At 55.1% G+C, this 15,087-nt stretch carries 16 protein-coding genes; 2 read left to right on the forward strand and 14 right to left on the reverse strand.

Going from position 1 to position 15,087, the window contains the following annotated elements:
* Window positions 1–197 precede the first annotated feature (197 nt).
* The 13 genes from rlmC to ACE38U_RS21525 form a co-directional block, all read right to left on the reverse strand.
* Window positions 198–1,334 carry a 23S rRNA (uracil(747)-C(5))-methyltransferase RlmC gene (gene rlmC, locus ACE38U_RS21465; RefSeq protein WP_375530501.1) on the reverse strand — a complete coding sequence of 379 codons (1,137 nt, stop codon included), beginning with the start codon at window positions 1,332–1,334 and terminating at the stop codon, window positions 198–200.
* 48 nt (window positions 1,335–1,382) lie between these two features.
* Window positions 1,383–1,856, reverse strand: coding sequence for a YbjO family protein (locus tag ACE38U_RS21470; RefSeq protein WP_176982211.1), 474 nt, complete (start codon window positions 1,854–1,856; stop codon window positions 1,383–1,385).
* 75 nt (window positions 1,857–1,931) lie between these two features.
* Complete coding sequence (gene potI, locus ACE38U_RS21475; RefSeq protein WP_038474171.1) at window positions 1,932–2,777, reverse strand: putrescine ABC transporter permease PotI; 846 nt, start codon at window positions 2,775–2,777, stop codon at window positions 1,932–1,934.
* Window positions 2,774–3,736 carry a putrescine ABC transporter permease PotH gene (gene potH, locus ACE38U_RS21480; RefSeq protein ID WP_375530502.1) on the reverse strand — a complete coding sequence of 321 codons (963 nt, stop codon included), beginning with the start codon at window positions 3,734–3,736 and terminating at the stop codon, window positions 2,774–2,776. Before potH ends, potI begins: the two co-directional genes overlap by 4 nt.
* A gap of 9 nt (window positions 3,737–3,745) precedes the next feature.
* Window positions 3,746–4,879 carry a putrescine ABC transporter ATP-binding subunit PotG gene (gene potG / locus ACE38U_RS21485; protein WP_375530503.1) on the reverse strand — a complete coding sequence of 378 codons (1,134 nt, stop codon included), beginning with the start codon at window positions 4,877–4,879 and terminating at the stop codon, window positions 3,746–3,748.
* 143 nt (window positions 4,880–5,022) lie between these two features.
* The gene (potF, locus tag ACE38U_RS21490; protein WP_176982212.1) at window positions 5,023–6,135 is read right to left on the reverse strand and encodes a spermidine/putrescine ABC transporter substrate-binding protein PotF; all 1,113 of its coding nucleotides are present in this window, start codon (window positions 6,133–6,135) and stop codon (window positions 5,023–5,025) included.
* A gap of 384 nt (window positions 6,136–6,519) precedes the next feature.
* On the reverse strand, window positions 6,520–6,999 hold the full coding sequence (locus tag ACE38U_RS21495; protein ID WP_038474184.1) for a YbjN domain-containing protein: 480 nt from the start codon (window positions 6,997–6,999) through the stop codon (window positions 6,520–6,522).
* Between the two features lie 92 nt (window positions 7,000–7,091).
* The gene (gene rimK, locus ACE38U_RS21500) at window positions 7,092–7,994 is read right to left on the reverse strand and encodes a 30S ribosomal protein S6--L-glutamate ligase (protein ID WP_176982213.1); all 903 of its coding nucleotides are present in this window, start codon (window positions 7,992–7,994) and stop codon (window positions 7,092–7,094) included.
* 57 nt (window positions 7,995–8,051) lie between these two features.
* Window positions 8,052–8,975 carry a LysR family transcriptional regulator gene (locus ACE38U_RS21505; RefSeq protein ID WP_176982214.1) on the reverse strand — a complete coding sequence of 308 codons (924 nt, stop codon included), beginning with the start codon at window positions 8,973–8,975 and terminating at the stop codon, window positions 8,052–8,054.
* A gap of 65 nt (window positions 8,976–9,040) precedes the next feature.
* Complete coding sequence (locus tag ACE38U_RS21510; RefSeq protein ID WP_038474193.1) at window positions 9,041–10,297, reverse strand: nucleoside permease; 1,257 nt, start codon at window positions 10,295–10,297, stop codon at window positions 9,041–9,043.
* A 28-nt stretch (window positions 10,298–10,325) separates the two neighbouring features.
* Entirely contained in the window at window positions 10,326–11,159 is an 834-nt protein-coding gene (gene xapA / locus ACE38U_RS21515) for a xanthosine phosphorylase (RefSeq protein ID WP_375530504.1), read from the reverse strand.
* 140 nt (window positions 11,160–11,299) lie between these two features.
* Window positions 11,300–12,022 carry an oxygen-insensitive NADPH nitroreductase gene (gene nfsA / locus ACE38U_RS21520; RefSeq protein WP_375530505.1) on the reverse strand — a complete coding sequence of 241 codons (723 nt, stop codon included), beginning with the start codon at window positions 12,020–12,022 and terminating at the stop codon, window positions 11,300–11,302.
* A complete protein-coding gene (locus ACE38U_RS21525) occupies window positions 12,006–12,164 on the reverse strand; it encodes a YbjC family protein (RefSeq protein WP_144244088.1) in 159 nt (52 codons plus the stop codon). The genes nfsA and ACE38U_RS21525 overlap by 17 nt, the downstream gene beginning before the upstream one ends.
* Window positions 12,165–12,262: 98 nt before the next feature.
* Here ACE38U_RS21525 and ACE38U_RS21530 point away from each other — a divergent pair, with 98 nt between their 5' ends.
* On the forward strand, window positions 12,263–12,535 hold the full coding sequence (locus ACE38U_RS21530; protein ID WP_038474203.1) for a GrxA family glutaredoxin: 273 nt from the start codon (window positions 12,263–12,265) through the stop codon (window positions 12,533–12,535).
* Window positions 12,536–12,561: 26 nt separating this feature from the next.
* Here ACE38U_RS21530 and ACE38U_RS21535 read toward each other — a convergent pair whose 3' ends face one another.
* Entirely contained in the window at window positions 12,562–12,951 is a 390-nt protein-coding gene (locus ACE38U_RS21535) for an inner membrane protein YbjM (protein WP_038474206.1), read from the reverse strand.
* Window positions 12,952–13,249: 298 nt separating this feature from the next.
* Between ACE38U_RS21535 and ACE38U_RS21540 the strand changes: the two genes are divergently transcribed.
* Complete coding sequence (locus tag ACE38U_RS21540) at window positions 13,250–14,932, forward strand: aspartate:alanine antiporter (protein ID WP_038482818.1); 1,683 nt, start codon at window positions 13,250–13,252, stop codon at window positions 14,930–14,932.
* Window positions 14,933–15,087: the final 155 nt, after the last annotated feature.

Below are 15,087 nucleotides of genomic sequence, written 5' to 3' on the forward strand. Positions count from 1 at the left end.
GAAGATTTGTTCCCGGCTCTCATAACCGGTGGGTTTACGCTTCAGCGGCGATGATCTCGTCGGGCGCCGGGGGTCGTCAGGGGGCATGGCGTAATGCCACCTGACATGTTCACCGCTTACGGAACGTGCAGAGATACCCATTCGGTAGGTGAACGGAAAAACCACGGGCTAACAGACATACCCAGAACAGGTTAATGTCAGGACGAAGGACAATACTCCAGCAGCGTCAACACCTCGTAGTGTGAAGTATGCGGGAACATATCAAACAGCTGGGTACGCACCACGCGGTAACCCGGCAGCATCTTAATATCCTTCGCCATGGTCTGGGCGTTGCAGCTCGAATAGACGATATGCCCCGGAGCCATCTGCGTCAGGTAATCACAAAGCGCTTTGCCAATGCCTCGACGCGGCGGGTTCACCAGCACCAGCTGCGGGATATCCTGCTGGGCGACGGCAAACTGCGTGGAATCCAGCGCCTGAAAATGAAGATTATGCAGACCCAGCTTTTCGGCCGACTGCTTCGCGCTGGCAATCGCTTCCGGGGCGATTTCTATCCCGGTTAGCTTCATCTCCGGCGTGGCGCAATGCAGCCCAAAACCGCCGACGCCGCAGAACAAATCCCACATATGGTTGACCGGCAGCTCTCGCACCCAGTCGCGGGCGGTGGCATACAGTTGGGAAGCCACCTGCGGATTGGTCTGGAAGAAGCTCTGCGGGCGAATAAACAGCGGCACGCCGTTGAAGACTTCTTCGAGAGCACGCTGTTCGGTCAGCGGGATTTCCTGCTCACCTTCCATAATCGCCATATGTACCGGCTGAATATTGGCCGAAATCACCTTGAGCTGTGGCAGTTGCTGCTGGAGCCACGGCAGCGCCGCTTTCAGCTGCTCCAGCTTGCTTTGCGAACGTAATACAAAGCGCAGCATCATGCCGCCATCCGCCTGGCTTTCGGTCAGCAGCAGATACTTCAGTTCCCCACGCTTGCGCGCCACGTTATAGGGCGTTAATCCCGCACGAGCAATAAACGGCTTCAGCGCCGCAAAAACAGGCTCAAAAGAAGCCGGATAAAGCGGGCAATCGGTTAAATCTTCGGGCGTACCGTCACGGTGCAGCATCCCCAGCAGCGGTTTTTCCACGCTGCCGCTGACCACCATTTTAGCTTTGTTACGAAACGCCTGCTCAGGGCCGCTGACCGGCTTGTACCACTCGCCCACCGCAATCCCGTCCAGCAGCTGCCGGAGATCGGTCATTTTGGCGGAAAGCTGGTCTTCAACCGGTTGTTCAATCCACTGGCAGGAACGACAGCGGCCAGCATCATAGAGCGCGCATTGCATAGGAAAACCCTGAGAAAAAACGAGGGCGCAGATTGTAGCACTCTGCGCTTACTGAAGTCTGAAAAAAAGCCGGCTGCGGGCGGGGACAAACAGCAGGAGCAGCACCAGAATATCAGGCAGCTTTTGGGTGAACAGCGAACGGAAGATCTCACGTTTTGTGCCGCCGGAGATACTGAATAATTCCGGATACCCCCAGCCAAGCGAGGCCAGAGACAAATAAGTCACGGAAATAATTTGGGTCAGCAGGAACACCCAGCGTCCCCAGTTGCGTCCTTTGATTATCACGAACGCGCAGCGCAGTTCGACAAAAAGCATCACCAGGCTGCCGAGAAACACCAGCGTCAGGGGCCAGGTTTGTACGCTGCGATGCACAAAATCCATCACCCCGCTAACCCCAAGCATATTCACTAGCAGCAGCAAATCGAGGCATCGGGTAGTGACGATACCGATAGCCGCCACCATAACCAGCGTGGGGACGTTTAATTTTGCATGAGATGACCGCTGTTTCCTGATAATTTCCACAACCTCGCGTTCCTTACGTCACGGTGCCGCGACAGGCGCGGCACCGAAGGCACATCATTGCAGATTTTAGGCGGTTTAACTACGTCTTGCACTCTGGATATCGCGCAGGCGCTGCTTTTCTGCCCGCGCCATAAACCACCATGCAATCAAGCCGATAACGCCCACAACGCCAAGAATAATCGACGCCAAAGCGTTAATTTCCGGATTAACCCCCATACGAACGTTGGAAAACACCAGCATCGGCAGCGTGGTCGCACCCGGCCCCGAAACGAAGCTGGCAATCACCAGGTCATCAAGAGAAAGCGTAAACGCCAGCAGCCAGCCGGAGATAATCGCAGGCGAAATCATCGGCACGGTAATCACAAAGAATACCTTTAACGGCGTCGCACCAAGATCCATTGCCGCTTCTTCAATGGAACGATCCAGCTCGCGCAGGCGAGAGCTAATCACCACCGAAACATACGCGGTACAGAACGTGACATGCGCCAGCCAGATGGTGAGCATGCCCCTGTCGCTCGGCCAGCCTATCGCGTGCGCCAGGGCCACGAACAGCAGCAGCAGCGAAAGCCCGGTGATAACATCCGGCATAACCAGCGGCGCGGTCAGCATAAAAGCAAAGCCGTTTGAGCCACGGAAGCGTCCAAAACGCACCATCACCACGGCGGCAATCGTCCCGAGGATAACGGCCATCGTAGCGGCGGCCGCAGCGATGGTCAGGCTCAGGCCAACGGCGTTCATCATTGCCGAATCACGGAACAGCTCGCCGTACCAGCGCGTGGACCAGCCGGCCCATACCGTTACCAGTTTAGAACTGTTAAACGAGTAGATAACCAGCATCAGCATTGGCGCATACAGAAAGGTAAAGCCGATGACCAGGATCAGAATACGCCACGGGGAACGCACGACCGGTAAGTTGTTCATGCGTGATCCTCCGCCGCTTTGTTCTGGTACTTGTGGAACCACATGATCGGCACGATAAGCAGCAGGAGCATGATAATCGCCACGGCAGAGGCCACCGGCCAGTCGCGGTTATTAAAGAATTCCTGCCACAGGACGCGGCCAATCATGATGCTGTCCGGCCCGCCAAGCAGTTCCGGAATAACGAACTCCCCTACCGCCGGGATAAATACCAGCATTGAACCCGCGATAATCCCGCCTTTGGTCAGCGGCACAATCACGCTAAAGAAGGTTTTCAACGGGCGGGCACCGAGATCTAACGAAGCCTCCACCAGCGAATAATCAATGCGCGTTAGCGCGGTATAAATCGGCAACACCATAAACGGCAGATAGGCATAAACAATGCCGATATAGACTGCCAGGTTAGTGTGCAGAATCGTCAGCGGCTGGTCGATAACCCCAAGCCAGATCAGCACATTATTCAAAATGCCGTTGTTTTTCAGGATACCCATCCACGCGTACACGCGGATCAAGAACGAGGTCCATGAAGGCAGAATAACCAACAGCAGCAGAATATTGCGCGTTGAAGGTTTGCTGTGCGCTATCGCCCAGGCGAGCGGATAGCCCAGCGCCAGGCAGCACAGCGTTGAAATCGCCGCCACCTGCAGCGACTGCAGATAGGCCTCAAAATAGAGCGGATCGTCCGTCAGCTGGAAGTAGTTGGCCAGATTCAGGGTGATCGACAGCTGCCCGTCGGCCCAACTCACCAGATCGCTGTAAGGCGGGATCGCCCGGGCAATTTCCGAAAAACTGATCTTAAAAACGATCAGGAACGGCAGCATAAACAGCAGGATCAGCCATAAATACGGCGGCGCAATCACCAGCTTGCGCCCGTGAGCTATCCACAGGCGAGAAAACCAGCGCTTCACGCCGCCGGGCTGAGGTACGGCAGGCTCTGTCGGGCCGTCAGAAAAAGTTGTCATCTTGCCCCCTTAAACCGTCAGAACCACACAGCTGTCGGCATCCCAACACAGGCGAACTTCATCCCCCCACGTGGGCGCCCCTTTACGGTAGCGATGTTCGTTCTGCAGCTGAGCGCTGATCATCTGCCCGCTTTTCAGGCGAACGTGATAGATAGAGAGATCGCCGAGATAAGCGATGTGCACCACTTCTCCGACGGCAAAGTTATAGCCATCGGCCGGCGGCTCCTCACAAAGCATCACCTTTTCCGGGCGCAGCGCGACAAAGACCGGCACACCGTCAACCACCGATGCGTCAGGATCCACCTTCAGCGGATGCACCAGTCCCGGGCTGTCAATCACCAGCCCACCGTCCTGCCGCTCTTTCAGCAACCCTTCGAAGACGTTCACCGACCCGATAAACTCCGCGCTGTAACGGGTGGTTGGGTGCTCATAAATCTCTTCCGGCTCGCCAATCTGCACGAACTTACCGCGATTCATGATCGCAATTCGCCCGGCCATGGTCATCGCCTCTTCCTGGTCGTGGGTCACCATCACGCAGGTCACGCCGACGCGCTCAAGAATATCCACCACTTCAAGCTGCATGCGGTCGCGCAGCTTTTTATCCAGCGCGCCCATAGGCTCGTCGAGCAGCAGCAGTTTGGGGCGCTTAGCCAGGCTGCGGGCCAGCGCCACTCGCTGGCGCTGGCCGCCGGAAAGCTGGTGAGGTTTACGTTTCGCAAACTCCTGCATATGCACCAGGGTGAGCATTTCCGCTACCCGGCTGGTAATTTCCGCTTTCGGCAGCTTGTCCTGCTTGAGGCCAAACGCAATGTTCTGCTCCACGGTCATGTGCGGGAACAACGCATAGGACTGGAACATCATGTTGATCGGGCGCTGGTAAGGCGGCACATGGGACAAATCGACGCCATCCAGCATGATTTGCCCGGCGCTTGGCTGCTCAAAACCCGCCAGCATTCGCAGCAGCGTAGACTTGCCGCAGCCGGAAGCGCCCAGTAAAGCAAAAATTTCGCCTTTATAGATGGTCAGGCTGACGTCATCCACGGCGTGCTGGCCATCAAAAGATTTGGTGAGGTTACGAATTTCCAGCAGCGGAGTCAGCGCTTTCGGTGTTTTGGACTGCGGGCGAGGGATTGCGTCGTTCAATTCTGTTGCTCTCCGGCAAAAGCAAAAAGAAGGTACGGCCCGGTTGCCGTACTTTTAGCCCGCCCGGAAACAAGGGCTTCCGTTAAGGCTGGGGCGATTGCACAACTCTGGTGCAACCGCCCGGTATCAGGACGTTTCAGGACTTACTTGCCTGTTTTAACCTTAGTCCACGCGCGGGTGATAACCCGGTCAATCTTCGCCGGCATTACCGTTTGTGTGAACAGCTTGGCACGAATATCCGCCGGCGGGTAAATCCCAGGGTTGCTGCGGACTTCCTCACTCAGTAACGGCGTGGCCTCTTTGTTGGCGTTCGCGTAATAAATATGATTACTGATGTTGGCAATGACGTCCGGCTTCATCAGGTAGTTCAGGAACTGATACGCTTCGTCTTTGTTCTTCGCGTCTGTCGGCAGGGCAAACATATCGAAGTAGACCATCGCGCCTTCCTTAGGAATGGTATAAGCAATATTCACGCCATTTTTAGCTTCTTTGGCGCGGTTTGCCGCCTGCAGGATATCGCCGGACCAGCCAATCGCCACGCAGATGTCGCCGTTAGCCAGGTCGTTGATGTACTGCGAGGAGTGGAAGTAGCGAATATTCGGCCGCAGCTTCAGCAGCAGATCGTTAGCCGCGCCGGTATAGTCTGCCGCGTTGGTGCTGTTAGGATCTTTGCCCAGATAGTGCAGCACGGTGGCGTAAATTTCACTCGGAGCATCCAGGAATGACACGCCACAGCTTTTCAGTTTTTCGAGGTTTTCCGGCTTGAGGATCAGATCCCAGCTGTCGACCGGCGCATCTTTACCGAGCGCGGCTTTGACCTTATCGACGTTATAACCGATGCCGGTGGTCACCATCATGTACGGAATGCCGTATTTATTGTCGTGGTCGTTTTGCGCCACCAGCTTGAGCATTTCCGGGTCGAGATTTTTGTAATTCGGCAGTTTGCTTTTATCCAGCGGCTCGAAAATACCGGCCTGTGCCTGACGCTCGAGGAACTGCGAAGACGGCACTACCAGGTCATAGCCCGTGCTGCCCGCCATCAGTTTCCCTTCCAGTACCTCGTTGGAATCAAACACGTCGTAGACCACCTTGATACCGGTCTCTTTGGTGAAGTTTGCCAGGGTATCCGGCGCGATATAGTCAGACCAGTTATAGACGTGCAGCGTCTTTTGTTCGGCGGCCAAGCTGGCAGCAGAAGCTGCCATCAGCGCACCGGCAACCATCCCCGACAACCATTTTTTACGTTGGTCGAACATAATTTCATTCCTTCTGAATAAAGGCCAAACCGGGCTCGAATGAGCCGAATTTACGCAATGTGGCATATCCGCATTCGCCGCATGCTGTTTTCAACATGCAAAATTCATGCATCTCTATTCATTCTGCAGAAAAAGAATTTGGGATATCTTCACGCAGACGTGCTCGTTTTTACGAGCCACGCAAGAATAACTGTAGCCAGGGTTGGCGACTATAGCCCGGATGAAAAAACGCCTTTTATCAACTTTCCAGGCATCTTTCGTCTATACAGGCGGCGAAAACTCGCCTTATGGCAGGGATTTGTTTTGGTGTGACGGCAATATGACAGAATAAAAACATGCGGAACGCGGCGGCGCTGGTGGCCGCTGCGTTAAAATAAGGAAGGATCAGTGCACAGAGTGAGTATGAATAATTGTGCTGTCGCGCTCTTCTTCTTCAGTCACGAACAGCAGCTGATTGGCGCAGGCCTCAAGAATCACCATTGAAACCTGCTCTTCGCTCTGCTGAACGAAAGCGGCAAACTGCTCACGGGTAATGCCTACCGAGGAAGATAAAGACTGGCAAACCACCAGCTTCGGCAGATTATCATCCTGTATGTCGAGGAACGCTTTCACGGTCAGCGAACTGGCGTTAATCGAGGATAAATCAGACGCCAGCGGCAGCAGTGCAGACGGCTTCACCTCAGCCAGCGCGGAAAACAGGATGATGTTGTCCACAAGATCGATTTTCGCGTCGTATACGCCATCGAAGTTCTGCATATGGGGCAAATGCAATGCCTGGCAGGTATCGCACTCGAAGAAGGTTACGCCGATTTCATCCAGCCAGCGGCGTAAAGTGTCCAGAGTAGGGACGACGAGTGAATCCATAAACGCAAAAACCTCATTACCGGTTCAAAAATTAACGTGCCATCTTACGCAAAAATGACACGTCATACTATGCATAAGCGCCGATTTGGCGATTATCCCCCGGTTTTAAGACAGTACCCAGGACGCGCCTGCTGCTCTATCCATTTGATCATCAAACCGGCGATATCGACACCGCTTGTATTTTCAATGCCTTCCAGCCCAGGCGAGGCATTCACCTCCATCACTAGCGGACCGCGATCGGCACGTAAAATATCGACCCCGGCAATGTCCAGCCCCAGCGTGCTGGCCGCCTTTAGCGCCACTTCGCGCTCAAGCTCGGTAATCGTCACCTGATGCGCCACGCCGCCACGATGCAGATTAGAACGAAAATCTCCAGGCTTCGCCTGCCGTTCAATAGCCGCGACCACCTCATCACCCACCACCAGGCAGCGAATATCTCGCCCTTTGGCCTCTTTGATGTATTCCTGCACCAGGATGTGGGCATTCAGGCCGCGAAACGCGTCAATCACGCTCTCTGCCGCCTGCCGAGTTTCGGCCAGCACCACGCCAATGCCCTGCGTGCCCTCAACAAGCTTCACCACCAGCGGCGCACCGCCCACCATATCAATAAGGTCACTGGTGTCGTCCGGAGAATGGGCAAACCCCGTCACCGGCAGGTCGATACCCTGCTTCGCCAGCAGCTGCAGCGAACGCAGTTTGTCCCGCGCACGCGTAATCGCCACCGACTCATTCAGCGGGTAGCTTCCCAGCATTTCGAACTGGCGCAGCACCGCCGTGCCGTAAAAGGTGATAGCCGAGCCGATGCGCGGGATCACCGCATCGTAATGCGGCAGCTGTCGCCCCTTGTAGTGCACTGAGGGCGCGGCCGGATTGATGTTCATATAACAAGAAAGGGGATCGATGATTTCCACCTGGTGGCCACGACGCGTTGCCGCCTCGCGCAGGCGCTTGCATGAATAGAGCGTTCCATCCCGGGATAATATAGCGATTTTCAACCTGCACCTCTGAGCAACCAGACCAAAATTAACCGCCAGGCCATCATATCACTGCCCTCACCTTTCAACGATGGGGTAATCGGCCGGAGACTGCTTAAGTGCCTCAATTAATTGCTTTGTGGTCGAAGTGAGATGCACCGGATCGAAGACAGCATAAAGATCGGCGGGTATGGGCCGGGTTGGCGGGCGAAACACCACGCCGGGCCAGCTCATTTGCGCATAGCTATCGGCCATAATGGTTAGCCCAAAACCGATGCTCACCAGAGCCAGCACGGTTTGCGGCTCCACCGCCTCACGAACAACCCGGGGCATAAAACCAGCTTCACGACACACGCGCTGCAGGAAAGTCCAGTCTGAGTGAATGGCAGTCATCGTCACGAACGGCTCGTGCCGCAGTTGGGTAATGTCCACCGTCTGCTGGCGGGCTAACGGGTGCTGCTCCGGCAGCGCGACCATAAATGTCGCCTCATGCAGCTTTTCGCTTTGCAGACCGCCCGGCGGGCAAGTCTCCATCCGCCAGATACCGGCATCAATTTCGTGGCGACCAAGCAGCACGAGCTGATCCCCCGGGGACTTTTCGCGAAAGGTCACATCAATGGCCGGATAGTCAGCAATAAACCGCTGCAGCCCAAGGCGCAGCCCGCCCCAGATGGCGGTCCCGACAATCCCTAACTGAATTCGCCCTCCTTCCCCCCGCCCAATCTGCTCAACCCTCGCCAGCGCAAGGCTGGCGTTGTTAAGCAGCTGCTTTGTCTCTTCCAGCAGAACAACACCTGCATGGGTTAACGCCACGTGCCGGGAATGGCGAATAAAAAGCACGGTGCCCAACTGGGCCTCCAGCTCTTTAATATGGAAGCTCAGAGGAGGTTGCGACATGTTCAGCCGCGCGGCGGCCCTGCCAAAGTGCAGCTCCTCGGCCACGGCCTGAAAATAACGCAAGAGTTTAAGGTCAGTGCGATAAATACGCTGAGATGTATTCATGAGGCTCCCTGAGTAGCAAGCCTCATAAATTACCATCACCTACGCTTGCTGTAAGGCCGGGAGCCTTAATGTGCGAGCGATGCCGAAGAATCAAGCTCCCGGCCGTGGCGATAGTGGAAGCTAAAGTGAAAGACCACGGCAAGCACCAGCGCATAGCCTGCAAATACCAGCCAGATGGTCGGCCAGTCTTTGACCCCATCCGTGGTGAAATAATCCACCACGTAGCCGCTGACAATCGCCCCCAGATACGCCCCAATCCCGTTCACCATCGTCATAAACAGCCCTTGCGCGCTGGCGCGAATGCGTGAGTCCACCTCCTGCTCAACAAAGACGGAACCTGAGATATTAAAGAAATCGAACGCGCAGCCATACACCACCATCGAGAGCAACAGCAGCACAAAACCAAAAGCAGAAGGATCGCCCCAGGCAAACAGCGCAAAACGCAGCACCCAGGCGACCATGCTCATCAGCATGACCTGCTTAATGCCAAAACGACGCAGGAAGAAGGGGATCGTCAAAATAAAGACCACTTCCGACATCTGTGAAACGGACAACAAAATTGAGGGATACTGCACCACAAAGCTGTCGGCAAAGGCCGGCTGGCGGGCGAAATCATGCAGGAAAGGGTTGCCAAAAGTATTGGTGATTTGCAGCACCGCGCCAAGCAGCATGGCGAACAGGAAAAAAACCGCCATCCGCGGCTTTTTGAACAGCACAAACGCGTCCAGCCCCAGGCGACTTACCCAGCTGCGCGCGGCCTGGCTTTTTATCACCGGAATGGTCGGTAGCGTAAGCGCATAGAGTGCAAGCAATCCAGAAGCAGCGGCGGCAATATAGAGCTGCATGCTGCTCAGCTCTATACGCATCAGGCTGACGGTCCACATGGCCGCAATAAACCCCACCGTGCCAAACACCCGCACCGGCGGGAAATGGCTAATCGTATCCAGACCGGCTTTTTCCAGGCAAGCGTAAGACACGGTATTGGACAATGCGATGGTTGGCATAAAGGCCAGCGCATTGCCCAGCATAGCCCAAAACATCAGCCCCGGCTGGTTGATACTGGCCGCCCAGACCAGCATCCCCGCCCCCACAAAATGGCAGAGAGAGTACACCCGATTAGCCGGGAGCCATTTGTCGGCAACAATCCCGATGAGTCCCGGCATCAGCAGCGCAGCAAGCCCTTTGGTACTGTAAACCATGCCAACATCTGCGCCTTTAAAGCCGAGCGTATTGATCATGTAAGATCCAAAAGTGACCAACCACGCCCCCCAGATAAAGTATTGCAAAAACAGCATGATTTTTAAGCGGAGTTTAATCGCCATCTGTTTTCCCTGCCGTGGTCAGTGAGGATCAGGCCAGTTTGCCGAGGAAGCCGCAAATCAGGTTAATGAAGTTCTGGCGCGACAATGCAGCCGCTTTCAGCGTCTGCTCGTGGGAAAGCTGAATACTGCCCAGCCCTTCAGCAAGGTTCGTAATTGCCGAGACGGCAACCACCTTCAGGCCGCAATGGCGAGCGCTGATGACCTCTGGCACAACCGACATCCCCACCACGTGGCCGCCAATGATTTGCATCATGCGAATTTCCGCTGCGGTTTCGAAGTTGGGCCCCGGATAAGAAACAAACACCCCTTCGTGCAGTTGGAAGCCCTGCTCGCGCGCAACCTGCTGCAGCACCGCGCGGTAGTCGGCATCATAGGCGTTTGCCAGCGAGAAAAAGCGTTCGCCAAACCGCTCATCATTTGGCCCAACGGTCGGGGTGCCCGGCATGGTATTGATATGATCGCTGAGAGCAACCAGGCTCCCCGGCTCCACCTCTGGGCGTAGCGAACCGGCGGCGTTGGTCGAAAACAAAATTTCGCATCCCAGCAGCTTAAAAGTACGAATTGCGCTGGTCATCACCGACATCCCGCGACCTTCATAAAAGTGCCCTCGCCCTTTCATACAGGCCACCGGTACGCCAGCCAGCGTGCCGACGACCAGTTCACCTGCATGACCGTGGACGGTGCTGACGGGGAATCCCGGTAACTCTTCGTATGAAAAAACAATGGGGGAGTCGATTTTTTCCGCCAGCTCTCCCAGCCCGGAGCCAAGAATGAAAGCAATGCGAGGTACCAGACCGTTAATTCGGGAGCGAATAATGTCGGCCGCGTAGAAGGGAGCGTTATCAAAAACAGGCGTTGGCATAGGAGGTTCCTTGTCAGATTGTCGTTATAACTTCAGCAGTTATAACGACTCACCGAGGGATGAAACCAATACCGTTTGGGGCAACGATTAATACTGAAAATGTATCAATCGCCGTTATAGCAGCCTGGCCGCCGCGTTGATTAGCGGGTCGCCCAACCCTGCTTGTGCAGATAATCGAGGATAAAAGGACGGTTTTCTTTGATGATAGTGCGGCTGATGTGGTCGCTCCAGGTGTCGCGGCGCGTGTTGCTGTCCCGGCTTAGATAGTACTGCGCAAGCTGCTCGTCGTATTCGTCAAGCAGCGGCCTGTTGAGCGGCTGATAGCGGTTTTCATGCACCAGCATCGCGGCGGGCATGCGTGGCTTGATATCCGGCGTATCGGCAGGCCAGCCCAGGCAAAGGCCAAACAGCGGCAGTACGTACTTCGGCACGCCCAGCAGCTCTCCTACCGTCTCAATATTGTTACGGATGCCGCCGATATAGACGCCACCCAGCCCCAGAGACTCCGCGGCGGTAAAGGCATTTTGCGCAAGAATGGCGGTGTCTACCGCCCCCAGCAGAAGCTGCTCCGCCAGCCCAAGCTGGGCATCCGGGCAAATTTGCAGGTTGCGGTTAAAGTCGGCGCAAAAGACCCAAAACTCGGCCGCTTCCGCCACGTGCTTCTGGCCGCCCGTTAGCGGCACCAGCTGTTCACGCAGCGCCTTATCGGTAATACGAACGATCGAGCTGCACTGTAGGAAGCTAGAGCTGGAGGCCGCCTGTGCGCCGGCAATAATGGCCTCGCGCTGCTCGTCGGTAATAGGTTCACCGGTAAAATGGCGGATTGATCGGTGAGAACGAAGCAGATCAATGGTCGGCGTCATCGCTGTTTTCCTTTGGCTTTTTTAAATCAGAGTGTTTCGAAGCAGAATCGGGCTGCATCGGCCCAGGCCCAATAAATACCATGACTATAGCCGCCGTTGCACTGGCGATTGGTGCGGGCAACGTCAGATAGCCTACGGGCATTAAACTAACAGGCACGACCTTCTTTCAAAATGTGACGGATGTCGGCATTATAGGCTCATTCGCCGGTTAGTATCGGCCATAAAAACTGAGGAGAGAGCATGTTTGCAGTAATTTTTGGACGCCCTGGCTGCCCATATTGTGTTCGCGCTAAAGAACTGGCTGAGAAACTGACCGCCGAGCGTGATGACTTCAACTTCCGCTATGTTGATATCCACGCCGAAGGCATTACCAAAGCTGACCTGGAAAAAACCGTGGGTAAACCGGTTGAAACCGTGCCGCAGATCTTCCTGGATCAACAGCACATCGGTGGCTGCACTGATTTTGAAGCTTACGCGAAAGAACACCTGAACCTGTTCCAGACCGCGCAATAAGCTTTACGAACGGAAAAAACCGACTCTCAGGAGTCGGTTTTTTTATGGCTGCGTATCCGGTTACGGCACATGATAAAGAGAAGGTAGCAAAGCGAACCCAGGGATGACCAAAACACCGCGCTGAGCAGCCACGCCACTTCCTGCCAGAAGGAACGAGTCACGGGTAAAAACAGATGAGCCATCAACAGGCAGAGCGGAGAAGCGAGCATTGCGCCAGCCAGCGGTTTTACCACCCTATCGTCTCGGGAGAAAAAGCTGGCTGCACCACCAGGAAAAAGGAAAAACAGCAGCCCAAGCTCATAGTGTCCGCTTGCAATAAATCGCCCCATCACATTTAAATGCAGCGAAAGAAAAACCAGAATAAATAGCACGAAGCAGCAGATAATCCCCAGCCACCGTTGCGCTCGTCTGTGCATTTTACCTCCTGACATCTGCTTCTGCTCGTAAATACCCCGCCTGAACGCGCTGCAGAGTCTTTACCCGATTTGATAAAACCTTGGCTATCCGTGCCGATAAAGCATTGCCACAATTAGCACAATATTCTTACTAGCCGCTGATACTGAGAAAGATTAAACTAGCGGCGGAAATTCGGTCATCGCGTGAGATATTTAGATGCGTGATGTGTTGCCGGTCGTCACTGACGAAACCGTCAAAACATTAGCGCATAAGTCTATCTCTTTCAACAGCTTACTGGTAAACAAGAAGTTAGCCTTCGTGAATATAAACGTCGCAGATTTGTTAAACGGGAATTACATCCTTTTGTTATTTGTTGTACTAACGCTTGGACTCTGCCTGGGCAAATTACGCCTTGGTCCGGTGCAACTGGGTAATTCCATTGGTGTTTTAGTGGTCTCTTTATTACTCGGGCAACAACATTTCTCGATCAATACCGACGCGTTAAATCTTGGTTTTATGCTGTTCATTTTTTGCGTGGGCGTCGAAGCCGGACCAAACTTTTTTTCTATTTTCTTCCGCGACGGCAAAAATTACCTCATGCTTGCGCTGGTCATGGTCGGGAGCGCGCTGCTGATTGCCCTCGGCCTGGGCAAGCTTTTCGGCTGGGATATCGGCCTGACCGCCGGTATGCTCGCCGGGGCGATGACCTCCACGCCTGTGCTGGTCGGTGCAGGCGATACGCTTCGTCATTCCAGCATTCCCGCCGCCCAGCTTGCGACTTCGCTGGATAACCTGAGCCTGGGCTATGCCCTGACCTACCTGATTGGCCTGGTTAGCCTGATTGTTGGCGCTCGCTATTTGCCGAAGTTCCAGCATCAGGATTTACAAACCAGCGCCCAGCAGATTGCCCGCGAGCGCGGCCTCGATACCGATGCCAGCCGCAAAGTTTATCTCCCGGTGATCCGCGCCTACCGCGTCGGGCCGGAGCTTGTCGCCTGGGCCGACGGCAAAAACCTGCGCGAACTGGGCATTTATCGCCAGACCGGCTGCTACATCGAACGTATTCGCCGCAACGGCATTCTGGCCAACCCGGACGGGGATGCGGTGCTGCAAATGGGCGATGAAATCTCCCTCGTAGGCTACCCTGACTCGCATGCTCGCCTTGACCCAAGCTTCAGAAACGGTAAAGAGGTCTTTGACCGCGACCTGCTGGACATGCGTATCGTTACCGAAGAGATTGTGGTGAAGAACCACAACGCCGTGGGCCGCCGCCTGGCGCAGCTGAAGCTCACCGACCACGGCTGCTTCCTGAACCGCGTGATCCGCAGCCAGATTGAAATGCCTATCGACGACAACATCGTGCTGAATAAAGGCGATGTCTTACAAGTCAGCGGCGACGCAAGGCGCGTCAAAACCGTGGCCGAACGCATCGGCTTTATCTCCATCCACAGCCAGATTACCGACCTGCTGGCGTTCTGCGCCTTCTTTGTTATCGGTCTGATGGTAGGCATGGTGACCTTTCAGTTCAGCTCGTTTAGCTTTGGAGTCGGTAACGCCGCCGGGCTGCTGTTCGCCGGTATTATGCTTGGTTTCCTGCGCGCCAACCACCCGACCTTCGGCTACATCCCGCAAGGGGCGCTGAACATGGTGAAAGAGTTTGGCCTGATGGTGTTTATGGCGGGGGTAGGCCTGAGCGCGGGTAGCGGCATCAGCAACGGCCTCGGCGCGGTAGGCGGCCAGATGCTGATTGCCGGCCTTATCGTGAGCCTGGTGCCGGTCATCATATGCTTCCTGTTCGGCGCCTATGTTTTGCGTATGAACCGCGCGCTGCTGTTCGGGGCAATGATGGGGGCACGAACCTGTGCACCGGCGATGGAAATCATCAGCGACACCGCGCGCAGCAACATTCCTGCTCTGGGGTACGCCGGTACCTATGCTATCGCTAACGTGTTGTTAACCCTGGCCGGGACGCTCATTGTCGTGATATGGCCAGGTTTGTGATCGCAACCACAGACAAAGAAAAATACTTTTTTTTTATACCTGAGCGAACTTTCTGGCGGGGCGTCAGTCTGAATTAGTGCCACTGCTTTTCTTTGATGTCCCCAATTTGTGGAGCCCATCAACCCCGCCGTTTTCGGTTCAAGGTTGATGGGTTT

It is taken from the genome of Cedecea selenatireducens (assembly GCF_042138895.1).
Taxonomy (GTDB): Bacteria; Pseudomonadota; Gammaproteobacteria; order Enterobacterales; family Enterobacteriaceae; genus Cedecea; species Cedecea selenatireducens.